The organism is Ferruginibacter sp. SUN106 (assembly GCF_050611765.1).
In the GTDB taxonomy this organism is placed as follows: Bacteria; Bacteroidota; Bacteroidia; order Chitinophagales; family Chitinophagaceae; genus Ferruginibacter.
Map to the genome: position 1 here is coordinate 703915 of NZ_JBODJC010000004.1, position 26670 is coordinate 730584.

Annotated in this window: 15 protein-coding genes; 7 read left to right on the forward strand and 8 right to left on the reverse strand. The window is 40.3% G+C overall.

From position 1 onward, the window contains the following. Positions 1-17: 17 nt before the first annotated feature. Positions 18-647 (reverse strand): NUDIX hydrolase, encoded by a 630-nt coding sequence (locus ACQ334_RS19185; RefSeq protein ID WP_430989876.1) that lies wholly within the window; start codon positions 645-647, stop codon positions 18-20. 43 nt (positions 648-690) lie between these two features. Here ACQ334_RS19185 and pyrE point away from each other — a divergent pair, with 43 nt between their 5' ends. After that, positions 691-1323: an orotate phosphoribosyltransferase gene (gene pyrE, locus ACQ334_RS19190; protein WP_430989877.1), complete on the forward strand. Its 633-nt coding sequence runs from the start codon at positions 691-693 to the stop codon at positions 1321-1323. Positions 1324-1351: 28 nt separating this feature from the next. Beyond that, positions 1352-1720, forward strand: coding sequence for a heavy-metal-associated domain-containing protein (locus ACQ334_RS19195; protein ID WP_430989878.1), 369 nt, complete (start codon positions 1352-1354; stop codon positions 1718-1720). 58 nt (positions 1721-1778) lie between these two features. Here the strand turns inward: ACQ334_RS19195 and ACQ334_RS19200 are convergent, their stop codons facing one another. After that, positions 1779-2183: an LEA type 2 family protein gene (locus ACQ334_RS19200; protein WP_430989879.1), complete on the reverse strand. Its 405-nt coding sequence runs from the start codon at positions 2181-2183 to the stop codon at positions 1779-1781. A gap of 1127 nt (positions 2184-3310) precedes the next feature. Here ACQ334_RS19200 and ACQ334_RS19205 point away from each other — a divergent pair. The 5 genes from ACQ334_RS19205 to ACQ334_RS19225 all read left to right on the forward strand — a co-directional run bounded on the left by ACQ334_RS19205 (position 3311) and on the right by ACQ334_RS19225 (position 18985). Then, entirely contained in the window at positions 3311-4576 is a 1266-nt protein-coding gene (locus tag ACQ334_RS19205; RefSeq protein WP_430989880.1) for a T9SS type A sorting domain-containing protein, read from the forward strand. Positions 4577-5049: 473 nt separating this feature from the next. Continuing rightward, positions 5050-5217 (forward strand): hypothetical protein, encoded by a 168-nt coding sequence (locus ACQ334_RS19210; protein ID WP_430989881.1) that lies wholly within the window; start codon positions 5050-5052, stop codon positions 5215-5217. Positions 5218-5917: 700 nt separating this feature from the next. Beyond that, on the forward strand, positions 5918-12400 hold the full coding sequence (locus ACQ334_RS19215) for a PKD domain-containing protein (RefSeq protein ID WP_430989882.1): 6483 nt from the start codon (positions 5918-5920) through the stop codon (positions 12398-12400). A 114-nt stretch (positions 12401-12514) separates the two neighbouring features. Continuing rightward, positions 12515-13543: a PorP/SprF family type IX secretion system membrane protein gene (locus ACQ334_RS19220; RefSeq protein WP_430989883.1), complete on the forward strand. Its 1029-nt coding sequence runs from the start codon at positions 12515-12517 to the stop codon at positions 13541-13543. Between the two features lie 252 nt (positions 13544-13795). Continuing rightward, complete coding sequence (locus ACQ334_RS19225) at positions 13796-18985, forward strand: PKD domain-containing protein (protein ID WP_430989884.1); 5190 nt, start codon at positions 13796-13798, stop codon at positions 18983-18985. Between the two features lie 210 nt (positions 18986-19195). Here ACQ334_RS19225 and ACQ334_RS19230 read toward each other — a convergent pair whose 3' ends face one another. The 6 genes from ACQ334_RS19230 to yajC all read right to left on the reverse strand — a co-directional run bounded on the left by ACQ334_RS19230 (position 19196) and on the right by yajC (position 26667). Next, a complete protein-coding gene (locus tag ACQ334_RS19230; RefSeq protein ID WP_430989885.1) occupies positions 19196-20647 on the reverse strand; it encodes a M56 family metallopeptidase in 1452 nt (483 codons plus the stop codon). 33 nt (positions 20648-20680) lie between these two features. Then, positions 20681-21070: a BlaI/MecI/CopY family transcriptional regulator gene (locus ACQ334_RS19235; RefSeq protein ID WP_430989886.1), complete on the reverse strand. Its 390-nt coding sequence runs from the start codon at positions 21068-21070 to the stop codon at positions 20681-20683. 257 nt (positions 21071-21327) lie between these two features. Continuing rightward, positions 21328-23766 (reverse strand): sodium-translocating pyrophosphatase, encoded by a 2439-nt coding sequence (locus tag ACQ334_RS19240; protein ID WP_430989887.1) that lies wholly within the window; start codon positions 23764-23766, stop codon positions 21328-21330. A 153-nt stretch (positions 23767-23919) separates the two neighbouring features. Beyond that, positions 23920-25416, reverse strand: a complete 1497-nt coding sequence (locus ACQ334_RS19245; protein WP_430989888.1) for an NAD(P)H-hydrate dehydratase — start codon at positions 25414-25416, stop codon at positions 23920-23922. A 161-nt stretch (positions 25417-25577) separates the two neighbouring features. Next, on the reverse strand, positions 25578-26162 hold the full coding sequence (gene coaE, locus ACQ334_RS19250; RefSeq protein WP_430989889.1) for a dephospho-CoA kinase: 585 nt from the start codon (positions 26160-26162) through the stop codon (positions 25578-25580). A 160-nt stretch (positions 26163-26322) separates the two neighbouring features. Continuing rightward, entirely contained in the window at positions 26323-26667 is a 345-nt protein-coding gene (gene yajC / locus ACQ334_RS19255; RefSeq protein ID WP_430989890.1) for a preprotein translocase subunit YajC, read from the reverse strand. Between the last annotated feature and the right edge of the window lie 3 nt (positions 26668-26670).

Consider the following 26670-nt stretch of genomic DNA (forward strand, 5'->3'; position numbering starts at 1 on the left):
CCACAGGCGAATTCGAACTACGGCTCATCAAAAAAAAACTTCAAAATATCTTTTATAGAAGGATAGGTATTGGCAATGGGTTCTTTAATCTCCCTTGTAGGCACCCATTTTAAAGCAGTAATGTCTTCTTCTGTTTGTGGTACCAATTTTTGTGCAGACGGGCAGGTCATATAATACCAATGGGTAATCTTTAAAAAATGTTTTCCATATGCAGCGTAGGTATGGTAGGTTTCACCGATCTTTTTTTTGAGTTTTAAATTAGTTACACCGGTTTCTTCTTCCACTTCTCTTAACGCAGCTTCATCCGGTTTTTCTCCTTTTTCTATTTTTCCTTTGGGCAGGTCCCATTTATCCAGGCGGTAAATAAACAGCAATTCTTTCTTTGTGTTTTGCACAATGCCGCCTGCGGCTTCTATCAAAGTAAAGTTTTTAAAGAATACTTTTTTCAGTTGCTCCAGGTCTTTATTCCATAATACGCCGGCATGAAATTCTTCTTTTTTTATTTCATGTAATAACGATTTAATAGCAGGATTAGTGATCTCATCTACAAAAACGGCATCGGGGTGATGGAGAATTTCATTCAATTCGGTATTGATATCATCACAGAGAAATACCGGTTTATCGCCAAAGTATATTTTGATGTGCATAATAATATTTCAAATTTTAAATTTCAACCGTCAAATTTGCAACATGACAAATGAAAAAGCCGTTGCTGAAAAGCTCTTACAAATTAATGCAATTAAATTAAGTCCGCAACAACCTTTTACCTGGGCCAGCGGCTGGAAAAGCCCGATTTACTGCGATAACCGCAAAGTATTATCCTTTCCCTACATCAGGGATTTTATTAAAAGCGAAATGTGCAGTGTAATATTCGAAAAATTTCCTGATGCTGATATTTTAGCCGGTGTGGCAACTGCGGGTATTGCCTGGGGTGCTATGGCTGCCGATCAGTTAAAGCTGCCTTACGTTTATGTAAGGCCAAAGCCAAAAGAGCATGGTTTAGGCAACCAGATTGAAGGAAACTTGGAAAAGGGATTGAAAGTGGTGGTTATTGAAGACCTTATTTCTACCGGGAAAAGCAGTTTACAGGTATGCGATGTACTTAAAGCGGCTGAAGTAGAAGTAATCGGGATGGTTTCCATCTTTACTTACGGGTTTAATGTTGCCGATAAAGCTTTTGAAACTGCAGGAATACCATACCAGTCGCTCACCAATTACCCTACGCTGATTGAACTGGCGATAGAAAAGGGAATAATTTCTGCCGATCAGCAAAAAACCTTGTTAAATTGGAGTACAGATCCGGCAAATTGGTCGGGGAATTAATAACTTTATTTCAAAATCAGCATCATTTATGAAAAAACTATTTTTAGGAATTGCAACTTCCTTCCTTTTTTTAGCGGGCAATGCCCAGATAAAAACCTCAGATAAAGCTGTTATAAGTTTGCCAACACTTCAAAATTGCGATAAATGCAAAGACCAGATCGAATTCTTTATCAGCAAAAGCGAGGGGGTAACGGCTATAAAAGTGGATTTGAAAAGGAAGACCGCCACTGTTTCCTGGCTTACCGACAGAACGAATAAAGAGTATATTAAAACGGCAATTGCAAATCTTGGCTTTGACGCAGACGATATAGAAGCCGAGGAATTTGCCTATAAAAGATTACCAGCTTGTTGCAAAAAACCAGCAGAAGCACCCAAACCCGGAAACCCAAAAGGGTAAATAAAATAGCTTAAACGTAGCAAAAAGCATCAACCGCAGGGTTGGTGCTTTTTTGTTTTTAGAAAGAAAATGTTTGCTTACCCTCGTAGTTTACATTAAAGCTTTTGTACACATTGGCCTTCCCAAGCTTTACTTTTCCAACCACTCTTACCAAAACTTCTTTTCCAAAAAGGGCGGGGATGGCATTTTTGTAGGCATTTTTCATATCTACCTCAATGCTCAGGGGCAGGGTAAATTCCGCTCTCCTGGGGATGTTGATCTGAAAATCCTGCGCAGTATGGCCAAGGTAATTGCTGTCGATATAAACATCCAGGTCGGTGCGTTTTAGCTGCAGCCCGAAATTATTGGGATTGTAATAAACCAGGTCGACCTTAAAAGTAGACGTGGAAAATCCCAGCTTTTCTGAGCTCAGGTTTTTAAAATCCCGGTACTCCAGTTCCTTTGGTTCTTGACAAGATGTCATAAATAGCAGGATTGCAGAAAAGGCCAAAAGAAGAGGGGAGTATTTAAAGGACATAAGTAGAAGTTATTTGCTGTTTTACGATTCTACGCAAAGTAAGATAAAGTTTAGCATATAGTCGCCGTAAAGTTGGATTAAAGTTTTGCTAAAGCAATTAGGTTATTGTGGAAAAACACCAGAAAGTTTAACGGGGTTTGTTTGGTAATAATTTTAGGGTTTAAAAAACATTGTAAGTTTTTGTTTATTATATATTTTATAAAATTTATTTTACTTTAAATAACATAATATTTCAGGCTAAAATCAGGATATAGGGCATGATTGGCGTATATACTGGTATTTAATAAAAAAAATGTAATAAATTGTTGATTATTAATTTATTATAAGTTTTATATGATATTTAATTTCGTTAAACCTGATATATTTTATAATTGCAACACATGTCTGGCGATAATTTCCCCCAGTTATTGAACAGATTGTAAGCGCAATGAAAATGTACTTGCCACCATCGATCAGAAGGCTGGTTTGAAGCAGAGAATTTTACAATAAGGGTATTGCAAAATAATGCTAAAATGTCATGTTTCAAAATTAGAAAGGAAAAAATAAAATGAATCTAATACAGAGCCAGGAAACCCGTTTTATGTTATTAAAGTGCCCGTGCCTTTTTAAGTAAAATGCCGGACTGCCCGTTAACAAGAGTGGTTAATACTTAAGTTAAACCCGCTATTCTACGTTTACCAGATAGTAGATATGCTAGTAAAACAGCGTATAATAAAAAAGCTTTTTAACGCAGTTTTCTTCAACAAATAGCCCGTAATTAAAAGTTTACGAAAGTTATTTCGTTCAGATGTTAGATATTGTCTAATACCTTAATCGCAAATAGGTGGAAATTATCTAAAGAAACGGACAAATACGTGTTTATCCTCAATGTGCAGTAAAATTACGGTGCAAAAAACTTGCGGTTTCCGAAAAAGCGTGTTATGTTTGTGATGAAATTATAGACGACCATTACCTCGGTTATTTATTCTTTCCAATCCGAAGCCCAATCTTCCTCAAAAAGAGCCAACCAGGTTCAGCAGTACTTACCACTGTAAATTCCTGGAGATTAATTCTGAAACTTCAAACACAAGAAAATGAAAACTAATTTTACTTCAATGAAGTATGCTATATTATTTATAGTTGTACTTTTCTCTTCTCTTCAAACAAAAGCTGACAACAGCTTCGGATTCAATTTCAATTCTACACCAACATTAGTAAGCGGTACAGCATTAACAGTAGGCGCCAAGTATAAGTTTGGCAGTGTAGCTTCAGGTACTGATGCCTATGTTACTATTGTAAGTGCAACCGGTGGTGCTACTGTTACCACCCTGGATGATAACACTACTACTAAACCAGAGGCTTTTTCACCTGTAATTCACATTCCGGCACTTAGCACCGGTTTAGTTGAATTTAAAATAGAGTTTGTAAATGGCGGTGGCAATCCTAAAATTATTGACACCCTGCGTGCAACAGCAATGGATATTGATGGTAATGCTACTTTGCATGAAATGGATATGCTGGACATGGGGCCTTCAAGTCTTTTAAATTACCTGACAGGAACTTTACAAATAAATGTGGTGCAAACGCTTAATCAATACCTGGCTACCAATGTGGCAGGTGTTGAATATACAGGTGTTGATACTGCGGCTAAAAGTGTAATGTTCACTCTAACTAAAAATAACATCAGCAGTTTTACCTATAAAGCCGGTGCAATAAACCTGGCCACTTCTGCAACAACGAGACAGAAAGGTATTTACTTTAAGGGGTTCAACTATGTGGCTGCAACTGGTACGCTGGCAGTAAAATACAGTGCTTTTGATGCCGTAGTGGTTGATAAATCAGTTGTATTAAAATGGATCACCGAACAGGAGATCAACAGCAACCATTTTGAAGTGGAACGTTCTTTTGATGGTAAAAACTTCAGCACTATTGCTTTTGTATTAGATGGTTTTGAAAATGGGGCTAAAAAAATGTACCAGTATAAAGATAATTCAGCTGAAGTACAATCTAAATTAGTTATCTATTACCGCTTAAAACAAGTGGATAATGATGATAAGTTTACCTACACTAATACACTGGTAGTAAAAATGCAGGCAGCAAACGGTGTAACTATACAAACATCACCTAATCCTTTTACAGATAACCTGAATGTTCGTTTTACAGCTACTGAAAATGGTACTGCTTTAATAAGCGTTGTAAACAGTAACGGACAACAGGTGGTTAACCAGCAATCAACTATCAGCAAGGGATATAATACTATCCAGGTTAACGGATTAAGCAAGCTTGCTCCCGGTATGTACGTTGCACATGTAACAATGAATGGCGTGATCGCCGGTACACAAAAAATTATCAAGAACTAATTATAACCAGGCACAAAGAGGTTTACAGCAGGGAGTTGCTGGTTTTTTTACCCTAACCGGCAACCTCCTTTACCTCGACTAACTGCTCTTTTACATCGATCACTTAACTAATTATAACCAGGCACAAAGAGGTTTACTGAGAGGAGTTGCTGATTCTTTACCCTGAACCGGCAACTTCCTTTACCTCGACTGATGGCTCTTTTTAACGCTGTTTCTTTAACTACTTATAACCAAGCACAAAGGTTTACAGGAGTTGCCGGTATTTTACCGGCAACCTCCTCTTAACTGAATGAAGTGCCGCTTTTAAAGTGTATTTGTAAAGTGCTTACCCGGGGAAATGAAAATAATAGCGTAGTGGTAAGCAACGAGGGGAAGGATACAAGGAATCTACATACTAAATACCTGTGCATGTATGCAAAAGGTGTTGTAACAAAAATTATAAAAACCCATTGTTAATAAACAATTTTACCATTATGAAAACAACGATCAACTTATTAGCCGGACAATGTAAAAATATATTGCAACTGCTATCGGGCAAATACAACGAAGCTCCGGTACAATACAATTTTCAGCCCCTGCCATCATATTGGGCAATGAGCCCGGATAGCAGAGCTGTTATCATGCATACTAAAAGAAATTAATAAACAAACAAGATATTATAGTTTATTACTGTTTATGTTGCAAATCAGCAAATAGTAATGATTATTTCAACGAAATTTTAACACCAGCAAAATAAATTTTAACAACCAGCGTTTACTATTTGCCCCAAAAGAACAGTAAACGTTGTTAGTGCTTGGTTTACGATGTTTTCTTTGGGGGTTACAGAATCGAAAGATTCTTAACAAAGGCCGCATTTCTATGTGGCTTTTTTTATGTGCCTGATTGATTCTATTAATTCCAGTTAAACTATTGATGAGAAGTGGAGTGGGGGTGGGTGTTTACCGGGGGCCACCCCGACATTTCCCCGGCTCCAGTACGGAGTAACCCCGACTTTGCCCCGGCTTCACTACGGAGTAACCCCGGCTTTGCTATAGCATTGCCAGGTGTTTACCCTTGAAAAGAATTATACTGCTCTAAATATAAACTGTTTTACAGTGCAGAAGTTTCAATATTCCTACTTTTATTATTATTTTTCTGAATAAGCAGGGCTGATTAAATATTATCTAAAAAAGCCCCTGATCCGGGGGCTTTTTTCATTAATTTTCCTTACATTTACTTATCTGTTTCTCCTGTGGAAAATAGGTGAATTTCTCTTTATCCTTCGAAAGCAACACTCTCCCCCTAATAAGCATCCGGTAAACGGGCTTTTTTATTAATTGAACAACGTTTTATACCAAACACATGAGAAAATTTTTACTGCTGTCAGTTATTTCTATTATTTCAATTGCCGGTTTTGGACAGGATTTTAGTAACAAGGGGAAAGACTTTTGGGTTGGGTATGGGTACCACCAGGTTATGTTATCAGGATCTCCTGCCAATGCACAGGAAATGGTCTTGTATTTTGCTACAGACCAGGTTGCTAACGTTACCGTTTCAATTCCTCTTTTAGGTTACAGTGTTACTTATAATAACATTGCCGCAAATACTGTGTTTCAGACACCACCATTACCAAAAGGGGGTGGGTCAGATGCCAGGTTATATACAGAAGGCTTATCCGATAAAGGTATACACGTAACAAGTGATGTTCCCATTGTTGCTTATGCACATATTTATAATTCAAGTGTATCTGGTGCTACTGTTTTATATCCCGTACCAACTTTAGGTAAACAATATTATTCAGTAAATTTTACAAATAATTCCAATATCGGGGGAGCAAATTGCTGGTTTTACGTAGTTGCTGTCGATACAGGAACTACTGTTGTTTCAATAACCCCGAGTGCGCAAACCCAAAACTGGGCTGCAGGATCTAAAAATACAGTTACACTTACACAAGGGCAAGTATATAATGTAATGGGTTTTACTCCGGGCAATAATGGTGTTGATTTAACTGGCTCTGTAATTGAAAGTATTGCATCTGGTACAGGAGGCTGTAAAAGGATTGCTGTTTTTTCAGGTAGTGGAAGGATTGCAATTGCATGTAATGGAACCACTCCTTCTTCTGATAATTATATGGTACAGGGGTTACCAAAAAGTGCATGGGGAAAAAATTTCCTAACAGTACCATCAGCAAATTATACATCAACGACAGGTGTGGCAGCACCAATGGGAAATATTTACAGGATATGTGTAACTGACCCCACTACAGTGGTAACGGTCGATGGATTACCAATAGCAGTTCCACTTAATGGCAACTTCTATTATGAATTACCACAGAGTGCAACTTTCAGAAAGATAGTTGCGGATAAACCTATAATGGTTGCACAATACTTTCCCTCTCAGAATAACCCCGCGGTAGCTTGTGGACCTATTCCTTCGGGAGATGGAGATCCGGAGGTTATTTACTTAAGTCCGGTAGAACAGAGTATTAATGAAGTAAGATGGGATGCCTGTGCTAATTTTGCCATAAAGGCTCAAAAACACTATATAAATGTCGTAATACCGAATGGCGGTACAGCTATCAGTTCAATACTACTTGATGGTGCTCCATTGCCTGCGGGAACATTTGCTGTTCATCCACAAGACCCTGCTTATTCTTATGCCATAATAAGAGTTGCTGGGGCAACAGGAGTTAGTATACCGCATGTTATTAAATCAGATTCAGGTTTTAATGCTATAGCTTACGGATACGGGCCAGCGGAATCTTATGGATATAATGCTGGTACTAATGTGAAAGATCTAAATACCAGTCTTGAAATAAATTCACCAAACAGTATTGAGAGTGGTGCCATTACCTGTGTTGGAACTCCCTTCGGTTTCAAAGTATTTTTACCCAACAAAACATCCGGACCCACACCAACAGAAATTCGTTATGATTCTATTCGTTGGAGTTGTAGTAATACGAACCTTATGAGTCCAAATAACTTTCCGGTAGTAACACATGGAACGCCGACGGTTACACCGGATTCAATAAATTTTCGTAATGGAAAAGAAGTAGCCTGGTATTCAATTCCTGGTCAATACTCATTTACTGTACCCGGAACTTATCAAGTTACTATAACTGTTTATCGTACTTCAAGTGAAGGTTGTGGTAATGAACAGGACTATACTTTTAACTTAGTGGTAAATGATCCTCCGGGAGGTAATTTCAGTACAAGTACACCCGGTTGTTACTTAGAGCCGGTAACCTTTACAGAAACAACACCTCAAACTCCTAAACCAACATATAAGTGGCTTTGGAATTTTGGTGATCCAGCCAGCGGCGCTGCTAATACATCTACTTTAAGAAATCCGGTACATATATTTAGTGCCCCTGGTACTTACCCTGTAAATTATACAGGTACTACCACTACTGGTTGCGAAGTCACAAAACAATTAAGTATCACTGTACTTGATGTGCCCAATGCCACCATCGCCACCACTGCAACCAGTGTATGTATCAACTCGGCACCGGCACCCCAGGTAACTTTTACTATAACAGGAGGAGCGCCACCTTATCAATTAGATTACAGCCTTAATAATATTGCACAAACTCCTGTTATCAGTGCAACTAATATTTATACTATTAGTGTACCTACCAATGTTGCCACTACCTATAATTACAGGTTAGACAGTGTAAAAAACCAGGGCTCAACATTGTGTAAAACAATTATTGCTAACCAAACAGCAGCAGTTACTGTAAATCCCAATGCTACCATTGCGCTGGCATCGGTAGCCGGTACCGCTAACCAAACGCTTTGTGTAAATACCGGCATTGCTCAAATTGACTATTCTATAGGTTCGGGAGGAACGGGAGCTACTTTTACAATTGCGCCTGCATTGGCCGGGCTTTCCGGAGCGTATAATGCTACTACGGGTATTTATTCTATAACAGGTATACCACCAACGGCAGGTACTTATACCATAACAGTAAGGCCTACTGGTACATGTACCGATCCGGCTGTATTTCTTACTGCAACTTTAAATGTATCAGCCAATGCCACACTTGCTTTAGCAGCAGGTTCAGGCACACCTAACCCTACGCTTTGTATCAATACGCCTATACTTTCTCCGATTATTTATGATATTGGCGGAGGGGCTACGGGTGGCACCGTTTTGTTTACACCGCCATTACCGGGTGTAACAGGTACGTATAACGCTGCCACCAAGCAGGTAACGATACAGGGAACACCAACTATAAGCGGTAGTTTTAGTTTTTCTGTATCTACCGTAAGTACTTGTATCAATCCGCCTCCAATGGGTGGTACTATAATTGTTAACCCTGATGCAACACTTTCTGTAGCAGCAGGTACAGCAACACAAACACTTTGTGTAAATAATGCAATAGCACCATTTAGTTACCAGGTAACAGGTACCGTTACAGGCGTTACTTTAACGGGTGCATTACCGCCGGGAGTTAACTATGTTTATACAGCTCCGGTGGGAACCACACCAGGTTCTATAAATATAACCGGTACACCTACAGCAGGAGGAACGTACACTTTTAGTTTTGCACTTACCGGCCCATGCCAGTTACCTACACCATTGGGTGGTACTATTAATGTAACACCTGATGCAACCATCTCTTTACTTTCAGGTTCCAGTACGCCAACGGTTTGTGTTAATAACAGCATACCTACCAATATTGTCTACCAGGTTTTTGGTGCCGTAACTGCTGTTAATGTAACAGGTTTACCGGCAGGTGTAAATGGTGTTTATGTACCGGGTAACCCGGGTACAGTAACTATATCGGGTACACCTACAGCTGTAGGCTCGTCTCCCTATACTATTACTATCACGGGGCCTTGCCAGGTGCCGCTGCCAATTGGCGGTACTATTACTGTAACAGCTGATGCCACACTTACATTAAACTCTGCTGTAACCACACCAGACCAAACGGTTTGTGTGAATAACGCCATTGCAAATGTGGTGTACCTTTTGGGGGGCAGTGCCACAGGTGCCACTGTAACCGGATCGTTACCTCCGGGTGTTACCTGGGCAGTAGCAGGCAATACACTAACTATACAGGGTACACCGACAGTGGTTTCCACTACGCCGGTAGTATATAATTATACCGTTAACACCCAGGGGCCATGTGCTAAACCGTCGGCACCGGGAAAAATTACGGTTAATCCTGATCATGTATTGAGTTTAACATCAGGATCAGAAAACCAGACCGTTTGTTCCGGTACACCTATTATCCAGATCAAATACACTTTAGATGGAGGAGCAACCGGGGTTACTGTTACAGGTTTACCAGCGGCAGGTTTAACCTATACTGTTGTAGGTAATATTGTTACCATAACCGGTTCGCCTACCGCAACAGTGCCATATACTATTCAAACAACAGGTAATGCCTGCCAGAAAGCAACAAGAGGAGGTAACATCACTGTGGTGCCATTGCCTGCAGCCAATTTCAATTTCTCCACACCATCTTGTAATACCAGGGTAATCACCTTCACCGATAATTCAGTGCCAAATGCAGGTACATTATCCGGATGGGCCTGGAATTTCGGGGATCCTGCAAGTGGTGCTAACAATACCTCTACGCAACAAAACCCATCACATACCTTCTCTTTACCGGGAACTTATACCGTAGGCCTTATTGCCACCACTTCGCCAAATGGTTGCAGTAACGCAACAGCGTTTACCCGCCAGGTGGTGATCAATGAAAGACCGAAGACGGATTTCACGGTACCAACTTTGGCTTGTGTGAGTGATAATGCTTTATTTACCGATGCCAGTACTTCTCCTATAACCAATGCACCTTTTAATGTAAATGGTTATAAATGGGATTTTGGAGATCCTGCAAGCGGCGCCAGCAATACACAGCTTTCATTAAATGGTACGCACTTTTTTAGTGCAGGTGGTACTTATACTGTAACCCATATTTCTCAAAGTGCGGCGGGTTGTGCCGATACTATAACACATACTGTAAATATCGCCAGCGCACCGGTTGCCAATTTCTCTGTTACTAACGGTAGCGCATTGTGTGTTAATGATACAGTAGCTATTGTTAACCTGTCTTCAATAGGAATAGGTACTATTTCCAAGCTGGAAATATACTGGGATTTCCTTGGTGCGCCGGGTACATTTATTACCGATAATGCTCCGGCATTGAATACGGTGTACAAACATAAATACCCCAACTTCCAGGCACCAATAACCAAATCATACAGGGTAGTGGTACGTGCGTTCTCAGGTATATCATGTACAAACGATAAAGTAACCGACATCACTATCAACGCAGTACCAAAAGTGCAGTTCAACGCAATGCCGGATGCTTGTTATAATGCTGCACCATTCCAGATAACGCAGGCCAGTGAAATTGGTGGTGTACCCGGAAGTGGCGTTTATACCGGACCGGGAGTTAGCCCTACAGGTTTGTTTAACCCTGTAACTGCAGGTATTGGTACACATACCATCAAATACACCTATACTTCACTGGCAGGTTGTATGGATACGATGAGCAGCACCATAAAAGTTCTGGATACCGCTTCTGCCAAATTCTCTTATGTAACACCGGTATGTGATGGCAGCGCCATCAGCTTTACAGAAGGATCAACAGCACCTGCGGGAGTAACCTTAAATAATACCACCTGGAATTTTGGGGATGGTTCACCAATAGAACAACATGCACCGGGTACTACATTTACGCATAACTTCCCTACATGGGGCAGTTATAATGTAACCATGTTCAATACCTCTGCCTATGGTTGTAAGAGTACCAATCTTGTTACTTCTGTACGGGTAAACCCAATACCACAGCCTGCATTTGGTTTTGTACAAAGCAGTGTTTGTTTGCCCAATGCAGCGGTATCATTTACCAATACTTCTTCTATTGCAGATAACTCGGCCATTACTTATTTATGGGATTTTGGAGATCCTGCAAGCGGAGGCTTAAATACTTCTACTGCTAAAATTCCGCCGGCACATATTTACACCGGTGTTGGCCCATACACTGTAAAACTTACAGTAATTGGTGCAACCGGAACAAATGGCTCATGTTCAAAAACCATTACGCAGCTGGTTAACTTTATACATCCGCAACCTGTTGCTGCATTTGATCTTAATAAAGCGGAAGTGTGTATCGGGGATAATGTGATTGTTACTGATAAGACCAATGGCCTTGATGGCAGTGTGATACAATGGCACTGGGGTTTTGGTGATGGTACATTTGCTACCACCCAACAGGTGCAACATACCTATACTACGGCACAAACCTATAATATAGAACTGTACATCGTAAACAGCCAGGGTTGTACCAGTACCGTGCAAACGCAGCAGTTCAGGGTTAACCCTTATCCTACAGTAAATGCAGGGCCGGATGCAGTGGTACTGGAAGGCGGTTCTTATACCATGCAACCGGTAGTTACCGGTACAGGCCTGCAGTATTTATGGAGTCCTGCAACTTATTTAAGCAGTACTACAGATGCCACACCAACGGCCAATGTTATTCTTAATGATATTACTTACACCTTAACCGTTACGGGAACGGGTGGATGTACAGCACCGTCAGATAATGTATTTATTAAAGTATTAAAAGCACCAAAAGTGCCTAATACCTTTACGCCTAATGGCGATGGTATTAATGAACTGTGGTTAATTGATTACTTAGATACTTATCCTAATTGTAAAGTACAGGTGTTTACCAGAACAGGGCAACTGGTATTTGAATCTAAAGGATATAAAACACCATGGAATGGTAAGCTGAATGGTAAACCATTACCTTTTGACACGTACTATTACATTATTGAACCAGGTAACGGAAGGCCTCCTATGACGGGTTACGTAACTATTATAAAATAAAATATGCCATAGCTGCAATAGTATTTTGCAGCTATGGCCTTACAGTGTGTGTCTTATTGAAATAAAATGTTGTAAACCGATTGCTATAACTGATAAGAAGCGAAAAGCTGAACCATGAAAAAAATTATATTAATTGCAGCAGGTTGTATATGTAGTGTGATAGCATTTGCACAGGCAAAACCCTTTTATACGCAGTACATTTTAAATAATTATATCCTTAATCCTGCAGTAGCCGGTATTGAAAATTATGCGGATATAAAATTAAGCAGCCGTAACCAGTGGACGGGTATCAATGGTGCACCGGTAACCACCTACTTCAGTTTTCATGCACCAATTGGCAAAGAAGACCTGCGTACAAGTGCTACTTCCTTCCAGGTGCCGGGTGAAAACCCAAGGGGAAAAAGATTATGGGAAGAATACACACCACCGGATCCTCATCATGGTATTGGTATAGTAGCCATGAATGATAAAGCCGGTTATATCAACCGCTGGTCTATCACCGGAACCTATGCCTATCATAAACCTTTAAGTGTAAGAACTACTTTATCTGCAGGCTTTAATATCGGGGTAAACAGTGTAAACCTGGACCGGTCTAAAATTGAGTGGGCCAATCTTGATCCTAATGACCCAGCCATCGGCATCAGCACCGGTGAATTAAAGAAAATAAAACCGGAAATAGGAGCAGGACTGTGGTTGTATTCTGCACAATATTTTGTGGGTATTTCGGTATTGAATATTATACCGGGTAAAGCAAAATTTGTTACCAACGATAAGTACGGCGTTTCTTATACACCTAATTATTTTGCCACTGCAGGCTATCGTTTTTCATTAACTGATGATGTGATGATGATGCCTTCGGTAATGTTTCAATACTGGCAACCGCAACTGGCAGGCTTGCATGCCAATGTAAAATTTCAATACCAGGATTTGGTTTGGGTAGGAGGCGGCTATCGTTTTTCTGACCTGATATCAGGCTATTCTGCATTGGCAGGTATCAATGTGTCCAATACTTTTAATGTGAGTTATTCTTATGAAGTAGCTACTTCATCAAGATTAAGAAGCTACACCAATAATACACATGAGATCATGCTGGGCTTTATCATCGGCAATAAGTACAGCCAGAAATGCCCGAGGTGTTATTAAGGATTTGAGTTATTTCTAATTGGTTGTTTTTTATTACACTTTCCAATTGGTTTAAAAATATTTTTTCTTGCACAGCTTAATTAAAAGCCCCGTCATTGGGGCTTTTCTTTTTTTTATGTACATTTATACCAACAACTTGCTATGCTAAACCAGGAAAAATAATTTTTCTTTTCAACCAACGTTCCCCTCAAAGAAAGCATCCGGTTAACGGATCTGTTATTTTGTTTTTGCACCGCTTGTTATACCAAACACATGAGAAAATTTTTACTGCTGCTGATCATTTCTATTATTTCCTTTACGGGTTATAGCCAGGACTTTAGTAATAAAGGGAAGGATTTTTGGGTGGGGTATGGAAATCATGTGAGAATGTTTAATACCGGAGCCGCTGAAACAATGGAGATATACCTTACCTCTGATGTAAATACTACTGGTAATGTTTCTGTGGCGAGTATTGGTTTCAGCCAAAATTTTACCGTTACCGCCAATCAACTTACAGTTGTAACAATCCCACGAACTGCAGCTTTACTTAATGAGGGCTTATACAATCATGGTATTCATATTACTGCTTTAAAACCTATAGTTGCCTATGGATTTATTTATGTAAATGCTATTTCCGGTGCAACAGTTTTTTTACCAACCAATACTCTGGGAAAAGAATATTACGCACTCAATTATACACAGGTTGCAAATGAGGCAAATTGTTATTCCTATTTTTTTGTTGAAGCTGTGGAACCCGGCACAACTACAATTCAAATAACACCCAGTCAAACAACAAAAGGTGGCTGGCCTGCTAATGTAATGCAAACAGTTAATCTTACACAGGGGCAGATTTACCAGGTATTATCTGCTACAGATTTAACTGGCAGTATAGTAAAATCTGTAGCATCAGGCGGTTCTGGTTGTAAAAAAATTGCAGTGTTTTGTGGCAGTGGAAAAATTTCAATAGGTTGCGCCAGCCCCGGCTCTTCGGATAATTTATATCAACAAATGTATCCTGCAAGTACGTGGGGCAAGAAATATGTACTTATACCCAGCAATAATAAACCAACTACAGGAAATCCAAGTGGATCATTTTTTATTAACACCAATTTTTTTAGAATTTACAGACCAGATCCGACAACTGTTGTTAATTTGAATGGGGCCCCCATACCTGCTGCCAGTTTTGTAAATAATTATTATCAGTTTAGCAGCAGCCTGACTAATTTGGTAGATGCAGATAAACCAATACTTGTTGCACAATATTTTTCTACGCAGGGTTGTAGCAGTAATAACAATCCCCATGACCCTGAAATGGTTTACCTGAATCCTGTAGAACAAACAGTAACAGATGTTACCGTTAACTCTATGCAGCCTGCTGCCAATACAGCCATTACTCAACACTTTATTAATGTGGTTTTGCGAAACTCAGGAACAGGAATCAGCTCATTTAAAATTGACGGAGTTACTCCTAACGCTGTGGTGACTGTATTGCCACAAGATAATAACTATGCCTATCTCCGTATTAATTATACAGGGAACTCAACTTCACCGTTAGCTTCAGGTGCTCACCATTTAACTTGCGATTCTGGTTTCAATGCTATTGCTTATGGTTTTGGTAATGCAGAATCTTATGGTTACTCAGCAGGAACCAACTTAAAGGATCTGTATCAGCAAATAGCTGTTTCTACTCAATATGGTATTGAAACTTCACCATCAGTTTGTACAGGTTCTCCTTTTAAATTCAAAGTATCCCTTCCTTATTGTGCAGATTCGATACGCTGGAATTTAAGCAATTTGCCCGGGCCTCCTGTGCCAACAAATCCAATTGTTTATTATACCTCCTGCACACCCGGTGTTCCGGGCGGGCCAGATTCAACAACCACAGTAAATGGTAAAACATTATATTGGTATAACCTGCCTACTTTTTATTCGTTTGGAACAGTAGGGGTTTATCCTGTTACTATTACAACTTATACAACCACTGTTTCTACCTGTGGCTCTGAACAGGATATTGATTTTGATCTGCAAGTCTCTGATCCCCCGGTGGCGAATTTTACATTTACTAACAATGGTTGTGTAACTGATAGTGTTCGTTTTTTTGATAATTCAGTAACGGTCAAGCCCATTTATCATTGGTGGTGGGATTTTGGAGAACCATCAAGTGGCGTTAATAATAATTCATCTGTTAAAAACCCGGTACATAAATATGCAAGTGCCGGAACTTATACTGTTCGGTATACCAATATTACAACACCGGGTTGTTTAAGTGATACAATCAGCAAGCAAATTGTGGTCACCAACGTACCCACTGCAAAATTCGGTATGTCAGGTCCCATCTGCGAAGGCAAACCTGTTACATTCAGTGATACGTCTGCATTAGTTGCTCCGGGTACACTTGTAAAATGGTATTGGAATTTTGGTGATGGATTCAGTGTTGTGAGAACTAATGGCAGCGACACCACTCATATTTATACCCCGTGGAATCCTGCCGTTACCGATAGCTTAATTGTAGAAACCAATACGGGTTGTAAAAGCCTTCCTTTTATAAAAACATTTAAGGTACATCCTAATCCTGTTTCTGATTTTAGTTTACCGGCAGGGGTGTGCCTGCCCTGGGATTCGGCGCATTTTATAAGTACCAGTACTATTGCAGATGCAACCGGTGGCTTTGGTTACCTGTGGAATTTTGGTGACCCGCCGAGTGCGCCTAATAATACTTCTATACTTCCCAACCCTGCACACCATTATAACAATGTGGGGCCGTTCAATATTAAACTAATTACCACCAGTGCCGCAGGTTGTGTGGATAGTGTGACGAAAGTATTATCTAATATTTATTTACAGGCAGTGGCAGGCTTTACTGTAAACCCGGAGAACTGTTTAAACGATGTAACTACTTTTACGGACAATAGTACCGGCAGCGGTAACACGATAGCACAATGGTATTGGGATTTTGGCGATGGTTCACCAATTGACAATACTCAAAACCCAACGCATATTTATGCCACTACCGGTGTAAAAACGATCAGGCATTGGGTAAAGACCAATATGAGTTGCTATAGTGATACAGCAGTATTGACTGTAACCATCAATCCCTTGCCCACAGTAAATTATACGTACACCGCACCCAGCTGCGAAACAAGGGTGATCAGTTTTACAGATGCTTCCGTTGCTAATGCAGGTAGTTTAAGTACCTGGCAGTGGGATTTTGGCGATGCATCACCGGTAAGTAACCAACAAAGCCCTGTGCATACTTTTGCTGCGGCAGGTACTTATAGTGTAAAGCTTACTGTTATCACCAGTAAAGGTTGTGTAAATAATATTATTAAACAGGTGGTGATAAATGCAAGGCCGCTGGCAGGCTTTATTACACCCGAGGTTTGTCTGAGCGATACCTATGCACAATTTTCAGATACCAGCAAAGTGGCAGCGCCTGCAACTATCAGTGCATGGCAATGGAATTTTGGCGATCCCAATGCTACAGTGCCTAATCCCAATACTTCCACTTTACAAAATCCTACGCATAGTTATACTGCTGTAGGGCCTTACAATATTCAATTGATTGCTACCAGCACTACGGGCTGTAAAGACACCTTGAATCAAACGCTGATTGTGAATGGTAGTTTCCCGCAAGCTAATTTTACCGTTACTAATGCTGCTGCATTATGTGCTAATGATTCAGTAGCTATTGTAGAAGCCTCTACTGTTTTCCCCGGTAGTATTACCAAGGTGGAGATTTATTGGGATAACCTGAACTTTCCGGCAGGTCCACCACAAACAGACAATATTCCCTTTACAGGAAAAGTATATAAACATTTATACCTTCCCAATTCGCAGGTTACCAAAACCTACCAGATCCGCTACAGGGCTTACTCGGGTGGTGTTTGTGTAAATGATAAATTATCCACTATAACTGTTAATGCAGCACCTAAAGTACAGTTTACAGCAATGCCGGATATTTGTTATGATGCAGCGCCCTATCAAATAACCCAGGGCAGCGAAATTGGCGCCGTACCGGGTAACGGCGTGTATTCAGGACCGGGAGTTAGTCCAACAGGTTTGTTCAACCCGGTTGTTGCAGGTATTGGAGTACATTCTATAAAATACACTTTTACTTCATCAGCGGCCGGCTGTGTGGATAGTATAAGGCAAAATATTAGAGTACTGGATACAGCAAGCGCCAGGTTTATTTTTGTGGGCCCTGTATGTGAGGGAACTCCTGCAACATTTAAAGAAATATCCACAGCACCATCGGGTGTGGTATTGGCTAACAGCACCTGGAATTTTGGAGATGGTTCTCCATTGGAAACACATGCACCGGGCAGTACCTTCACACATGCTTTCCCGGGTTGGGCCACTTATACAGTTACGATGTACAATACTTCTGCATACGGATGTAAGAGTGCTGCAACAGCGCAGCAGGTGTACATCAGCCCGATACCGAAAGCGGATTTTACTTTTAATGAAACCAGCGTTTGTTTACCGAATGCTTCAGTATCATTTAAAAATACATCTGCCATTGCAGACGGATCTGAAGTGCAGTTTATTTATGCCTGGGATCTTGGCGATCTGACCACATCGGTTGCCAAAACACCACCACCGCATATTTATACCGGCACAGGCCCTTATACTGTACAACTGAAAGTGACCAGCGGCAATAATTGCGTGAATACCGTTTCGCATCCCATCGATTTTATTCATCCGCAACCTAAAGCAGCATTTGATTTCAGTAAACCTGAAGTATGTATCGGCGATATTGTTGTTTTCAGGGACCTCACCAACGGGCTTGATGGTTCGGTTGTAAAATGGAACTGGAATTTTGGCGATGGCAGTTCAGGTAACCTGGCTTTGGAACCTCATTTATACAGTTCCGTAAAAACCTATAACGTATCCTTATTTATTATAAACAGCAAGGGCTGCAACAGCGATACACTTACGCAACAGTTTACAGTGCATCCCTACCCGGTAGTAGATGCCGGGCCAGACAGGTGGGTGTTACAGGGAGGAGCCATTACTATTCAACCTGTAGTTACGGGTAATGACCTGCAATACTTATGGAGCCCGGCTACTTATTTAAACAGTACAATAGTTGAGTCGCCTGTAGCCAGTAATATGCAGGATGATATTACCTACAGGTTAACGGTTACCGCAAGGGGCGGCTGCAAAAAATCTGACGACATGTTTGTAAAGGTGTTAAAAGCACCAAAAGTTCCTAACACATTTACTCCCAATGGCGATGGTATCAATGAAACCTGGATGATACAGTACCTGGATACCTATCCTGATAATAAGGTGCAGGTATTTACAAGAACAGGGCAATTGGTATTTGAATCGAAAGGATACAAAACGCCATGGGATGGTAAACTGAATGGTAAGCCATTGCCATTTGATACGTACTATTACATTATTGAACCGGGCAATGGAAGAGCGCCGGTTACGGGGTATGTTACAATTGTTAAATGATCACTTGGGTAATAACTGCAAGAAGAAAACAAATGTTCAATGCTCAATGCTCAATGTTCAATACTCAAGTTTCAATGGAAAGGCATAGTATGATGACTGTTGGTTTTTTGCTGAGGTTGTAGCAGGAATAAATGCAGTTGCATTATTGTTTTACTACTTATTAAATGTAATTGGGAAACAGGGAAAATCAGACTAAAAAGAAATTCTTACTTATTCATCGTGTGCTCCATTAATAACTGCTGAATCTGCCGTTACAGGAAGCAGTAATGAGTCTGTAGGGATTTCTTTTGCCGACAGTATCCAATCGGGAACAATTACCCATTGGCCATTAATGAAGGAAACGGTATACACTTTTACAACTGCATTTTTAGAACCGGATTGTTCTTCTTTAACTATAATTTGCCTTGTAGGTACGCTATCTCTGAACGCAACAGGGGTTACATTCATATTGTCAAATTGCTGTGCGAATACTTCGGCTTTTTCCTGAACAGATTTAATAAGTGGCTGCAGTTTTTTTAACTGCTTTTCAATCATGGGTTTTTGTTTTTCCACAGCTGCTTCAATTTTTTGCAGATTCTCATCATTCAGATTTTCAATAATGTTAGAAACAAAAGAGGGAGTTACCTCATCACTGACATTGTTGTTATTCAATGGCGCTATAGCATTTACAAGCACTGGTTTTGCCACTGCTGTAAGCTGGTATTGAAAAAAGAATGTTGCAATAAAAACAGTAAGCAATAAAAAACTCAGTAAAGGAAAAATAAGGCTGTTTTTTTTACGGGAGGTGAAATTTTTCTTATTGGTAAAAAACTGGATGCGTTGCAGCAATTGTTTTTTACCGGTTACGGCTGCCAGCTGGTACTGTGGAATAAATTGCTGTACCTGTTGCACCTGCAATAATGTTTCTGCATATAGAATGGGAGAGTATGCAAATGCAATTACATTACTATCGCAATACTTTTCTCTTTCCAGGCGTAATTTTGTGCACAGCGTAATAATGAACGGGTTAAAGAAGAAAATATTTTCAATAATAATTAAAGCCCAGTTCAACAGGAAATCATTTGCTTTGATATGTGTCAACTCATGCAGGATCAGCGTTTCGGCCTGCTTAATGCTTAACTGGTTAATTAATGCAACGGGTAAAACGATAATGGGTTTAAAAAATCCAAAGGTAACCGGTGTATTAATAGTATTGCTGAACCATAGCTGCACTTTTCTTTTGATACCAAAATGATCAGCCTTTGCAATGGTAAATAATTTAAGATCGATAGATGGTTTTTGCAATCCAGAAAGATGGAGTTTTTTAAAGTGCAGCCATTCATACAATGCTTTTATCATTTTGTAGCTGATGGCTACAAGATACAAAGCAAATAACCAGGGCGTAAAAAGCGTGATGCTGTCAGCTGATAAAATTCCGGTTACAGTATTACCTAAAAGGTTTTCTGTAACTGTATTTTCTATATTTAAAAAGTAAATTAAAAAGGTGATCACAAAAAAACTCAGCTGCGCAACCAGTAATATAAACAGCCAGTTACGTTTTTGAAGAGGGGAGGTTTTATGCTGAAAGATCTTTTCGGACAATATATAAGCCAATAACAATAACCCGGCCTGCCACAGGCTGTGCAACATACTCATGCAGAAACTGTAAGAGAGATGCGACATTTTATTTAGTTAATTAGTTTTTGGTTGGTTAGTTTATTTGTTGTCTTTCTTAAGCTGATTGATGAGTTCCTGTATCTTTTCCAGCTCCTCATTACTGGCATCATGGCCGCCTAAAGCCTGTAATACCAGGTTGGCAGATGAACCGGCAAATAAAGTATCAATCATTTTATTTAAAAACTGTGACTGGGTTTTTTCCCTGCTAACGGCGGGCTGATAAATATGGGTTTTACTGCTGTCGTCACGGGTAACCAAGCCCTTTTCAAACATGATCTGCATGAGTTTAAGGGTAGTAGTGTAGCCACTGTCTTTGGTTTTACTCAGTTCTTCGTGCACTGTACGTACAGTAGCCGTTTTTTCATTCCACAAAACCTGCAGTATTTCCAGCTCACTCTCGGTAGGTTTCAGGTTCTTAATTAATGTCATAATACGATTGTTTTCGTAATGCAAAATACGACTTTAGTCGTAAATGCCAAATCCGTTCATGTAATTTTTTATTAACAATAACATTTGCCGTAGAAAAATGGCCCGCAGAAATCGCAGAAATGCGCAGATATAAAGCAATTGTATTTTCTGCGAATCTCTGCGGGGTAACCCAAAATAAAAAAGCCCCGATGTGGAAACATCCGGACTTCTTGGTTATAATGGTTCTGATTAGATATTTTTGAAAACTTCGTAAAGTTTTATTTCTGGCTATTTTTTAGTTCGATATCTGCACCACCCAAAGCATCAACTAATGCTTTGTATTTAGCAGCTGCATCTTCTTTAAGCTCTGTGCCATCAACAGTGATCTTTCCTTTTTTTACAGATAGAGTATAGTTATCTTTCTTCAACAAATTATCTGCAGCTAATGCATCAAGTAATTTATCGGCAGCAGTATTGATAACTTCCTTATCTGAACTAACGGTTACACTCATAGTGTTAGTACTATCATTTTTTGTAACCAACATTTCTTTTATCACTTCCTTCCCGTTTTCTTTAGATGAAGCTTTGCCATGAATGGTTGCAAGGGTAGGTGCAATTACTAAAGAAACTATACTCATTAATTTGATCAGGATGTTCATTGAAGGGCCTGAAGTGTCTTTGAACGGATCACCTACAGTATCACCTGTTACAGAAGCTTTATGCGGATCAGATTTTTTGTAAAACATTTCTCCATTTATTTCCACGCCTTTTTCAAAAGATTTTTTAGCATTATCCCATGCACCACCGGCATTATTCTGGAACATTCCCATTAGTACACCACTAACCGTTGCACCTGCTAAAAAGCCGCCCAATGCTTCGGCACCAAGGCCCGGCATAAAACCAATAATTAACGGAGATATGATAGCAATAGCACCTGGCAACATCATTTTTTTAAGAGAAGCCTGTGTAGAGATCGCCACACATTTATCATACTCTGGTTTGCCAGTACCTTCCATAATACCGGGAATGGTACGGAACTGCCTGCGCACTTCTTCCACCATTGCCATTGCCGCTTCACCTACCGCACGGATAGCTAAGGCAGAAAATATAAAAGGGATCATTGCGCCTACAAATAAGCAGGCCAATACATTTGCTTTGTAAATATCAATACCGCTGATACCTGCCACACCAACAAAGGCTGCAAATAAAGCCAGTGCAGTTAATGCCGCAGAAGCAATTGCAAAACCTTTACCACTGGCTGCTGTTGTATTACCCACCGCATCCAGTACGTCTGTTTTTTCACGAACATCACTTGGTAATTCACTCATTTCAGCAATACCACCGGCGTTATCAGCAATTGGCCCGAATGCATCAATAGCTAATTGCATAGCCGTTGTTGCCATCATACCAGCAGCAGCAATAGCCACACCGTATAATCCTGCACATTCATAACTACCCCAGATACCACCAGCTAAAACTAAAATTGGTAAAAAAGTACTTTCCATACCAACCGCTAAACCACCAATTACATTGGTAGCATGACCGGTAGAAGATTGACGGATAATTGATAATACCGGACGTTTGCCCATGGCGGTGTAGTATTCAGTGATAATACTCATTAAAGCACCTACTGCCAACCCTACTGCAATAGCACCCATAACACCCCATTTGGTGAAAGGCACGCCACGTAAGATCATATGTTCAGGTAATAACCAGTTTACTAAAAAGGCTGCAGCAATAGCTGTAAGTATCATTGAACCCCAGTTACCCATGTTCAATGCTTTTTGAACAGTGGCAGTATTAATACCTGCAGTTTCGCTGATGCGTACAAACAAAGTACCGATGATAGAAAATATAATACCAACACCTGCAATCACCATTGGTAAAATTATAGGAGAGAAGCCACCCAGGATATCAGTACCACCTACGATTGTGGTTTGCTGTCCCAGTACAATTGTTGCTAAAACTGTTGCCACATAAGAACCGAAAAGATCGGCACCCATACCTGCAACATCACCTACGTTGTCACCTACGTTATCTGCAATTGTTGCAGGGTTACGTGGATCATCTTCAGGAATACCAGCTTCTACTTTACCCACTAAATCGGCACCCACATCAGCAGCTTTTGTATAAATACCACCACCCACACGGGCAAATAAGGCAATAGATTCTGCACCTAGAGAAAAGCCGGTAAGCACTTCAATTGTTCTTACCATTTCTTCAGAATCGATAGCAGCCGTGGGCGCAAAAAAATGTTTTAATACGATGTATAAACCACCCAATCCTAATACCGCTAAACCTGCAACACCAACACCCATTACGGCACCGCCGGTAAAAGACACGTTCAATGCTTTTGCAAGACTGGTACGTGCAGCCTGTGCTGTGCGTACATTGGCTTTGGTAGCGGCTTTCATACCGATATAACCTGCGGTAGCACTTAATACAGCACCTAACACAAAAGCGATTGCAATACTCCAGTGACTGTGCGGATTAGCACCAGCCATAACGGCCAGCAATATGCCCACAATTACAACGAAGTAGCCCAATACTTTCCATTCAGCTTTTAAAAAAGCCATGGCACCCTCAGCGATATAAGTGCTGATTTCTTTCATGCGGTCGTTACCTGCATCTTGTTTACTAACCCAGTTGAATTTCCATAAGGTGTAAAGCAGTCCTAAAACACCCATTGCCGGAACGGCGTAGATCAAATTATCCATAGTAGTTGTTCTGAAATTTGGACGGCAAAAATAGGGGAATTGGTTCAAAAACAGGCATATTGGCCTGGTTAATTGGCAGCGTGAGGCCTGATAAAGCTTAGCGCCCGATTTTATCAATGAATTCTGCCCTGAAAAAGGGCTGATTACTGGCTTTTAAAGCAAGGTTTTAAAAGCAGCTCCAAGATGTGCCGTAATATCCCCGGCAATCATGGCTTCCTGCGAAAGTGCGGCTGCTGCCAGATCGCCGGCCATGCCATGCAGGTATGTGCCCATCAAACAAGCCTGAAAAGAAGTATACCCCTGCGCCAGCAAACCGGTAATAATTCCACTGAGTACATCACCACTACCGGCAGTGGCCATACCGGCATTACCGGTGCTGTTGAAAAAGCCTTTTCCTTCGGGCGTGCTGATGAATGAAAAATGGCCTTTTAATATAATGTAAATATTGTACTGCTTCGATTTTTGTAAAGCCAGTTGCAACCGGTCAAAATTATTTTCAGTTGTACCAAAGAGTTTTTCAAATTCTTTGGGGTGTGGTGTAAGGATGGAATGCTGTGGAATTATATCCAGCAAAGTTTTATCCAATGAAATTGTATTTAGTGCATCCGCATCAATGAGCATTGGTTTGTTCACCTTACTAAAGATTTCTTTTAAAAGCAGGGCATGGCTGGCAAGTAAACCCATGCCCGGGCCGATACCTGCAGCATCAAATGTTTCCATTTTATCTGCCACTGTAATATGATCTTCACCGGCAATCCTGCACATCGCTTCAGGAACGGTGGTTTGCAAAATTCCATAACCACATTGCGGAATGAAGCAGGTTAATTTTCCGATACCACTTCTCAGGCATGCTTGAGCGCTTAACACTGCGGCACCCATCATGCCCAGGCTTCCGCATAGTAATGCGGCATGGCCAAAATTACCTTTGTGAGAAAAGTTATTGCGTGGTTTATAAATTGATTTGATTAGTTGCTGATTGGATAATTCAAAAGCAGCTGCTTCTTCCATTTCAAATTTTTTGTGCAGGCCGATATTGAGCAGGTGAACATTGCCGCAAAAGCTTTCATTTTCCGGCAATAAAAATGCCAGTTTATAATTTTGAAAAGAAAGGGTATGAGTGGCCTTTATAACAACATTATTTTTTGAAGAATTGTCTGCCGATAAACCACTGGGCAGATCAATGGCGATAATTTCAGCTTTACATTGATTAATATGGCTGACCAATGCAGCGCTTATGCCTTCCAGTGGTTTATTTAAGCCTGTGCCAAACAAGGCATCAATAATTATATCGTTATCATTTATTACAGGAAAAAATTCTGGTGATTGTATAAAATGAATACCGGTGCTGCATTCATGTAATCTTGCCAGGTTAGCCTGAAAGTCTGCAGTGCCCATATTGCCGAATTCGAGAATGTAAACCGTAACGGTGTAATTTTTTTTAATTAACATCCTGGCAATAGCTAAACCATCGCCGCCATTATTACCCTTACCACAAAAAACAGAAAAATGTTGTTGCGTATAATTTTGTGCAATTATCCAGGCGCAGCATTTTGCGGCTGCTCTTTCCATTAAATCAATTGCAGGCACTGGTTCGTTGGCAATGGTAAAAGCGTCCCATTTTTTTATTTGTGCTGCAGCAAAAATTTTCATGCAGGTAAGTTACAAAAGAATGGGGAGCAAAAGAATGATGCTGATTAGTGGTATAGTTGTGGCCGGTGAAGACACCGGTGATGTGAGTGAATGTTCGGTGAAGACACCGACCATGGGAGCAAAGACACCGACCATGGGAGTGAAGACATTGATCATAGAAGTCAGGACAGGGAAAGTAATTTTTTGTGTAAAGCCATTACCTGGGGAATCACTAATTCCTGTTCATCATTTTTTATTACAAAATCGCAAAGCCGCATTTTAATAGTTTCATCAATTTGCTTATTCATTCTTGCCATTACTTCATCACGGGTAATGCCATCACGTTGCATGGTGCGTTGTATACGAAGGGGAGTGGGGGTGTAAACACCAATTACATAATCCAGGTATTCCTGTGCGCCGCTTTCAAAAATAATGGCGGCTTCTTTTATAGCGTAAGAAGTGTTTTGTTGCTGCATCCATTTTTCGGCATCGTCAATTGTTGCAGGATGCACAAAGCTGTTCAATAAAGCCAGCCGGTCAGGGTTATTGAAAACAATACCTGCAATATATTTTCTATCCAGTTGTCCGTTTATATAAGCGGCTTCTCCAAAAGCCTGCCTGATTTTCTGTTTCAGTTCTTCATCTTCATTCATCAGGCGTTTGCCTACATCATCAGCATAATATACAGGTATGCCCAGCACTTCAAATATTTTTGCCACGGTGCTTTTACCGCTGCCAATACCACCGGTGATGCCAACTTTTATCATATACCCTAAAATGAATTTGCGATTTCAGATTTCAGATATCAGATTCCGGATTTGAAATGCACCTGAAATAAATTTGCGATTTTAAATTTACGATTTCGGATTTGAAAGCCGTAATCTTGGGTAAATCTAAAATCGCAAACCTGAAATCTGAAATCAGTTATTATTTCTTTGCTTCCACAGCAGGCTTATTAATGTTGGTGGTCCATTCCATGCTGATAGCGCTACGTTCAATTTTAATGTAACTGCCGGGGCTCACTTCCATTTCTAAAGTGTTATCGTCATTTACCTTGTTTACTTTACCATGTATACCAGCAATGGTAACAATTTTATCGCCTTTTTGCAGGTTATTAATAAATGCTTTTTGTTGTTTTGCTTTTTTTGCCTGCGGACGGATCATGAAAAAATAAAATACAGCAATCATTCCACCCATCATCACTAAAGTGCCGGTGCTGCTGCTTTTACCTGATGGATCGGGGGTCATTAAAAAAATACTTAGTAGTTGCATGTT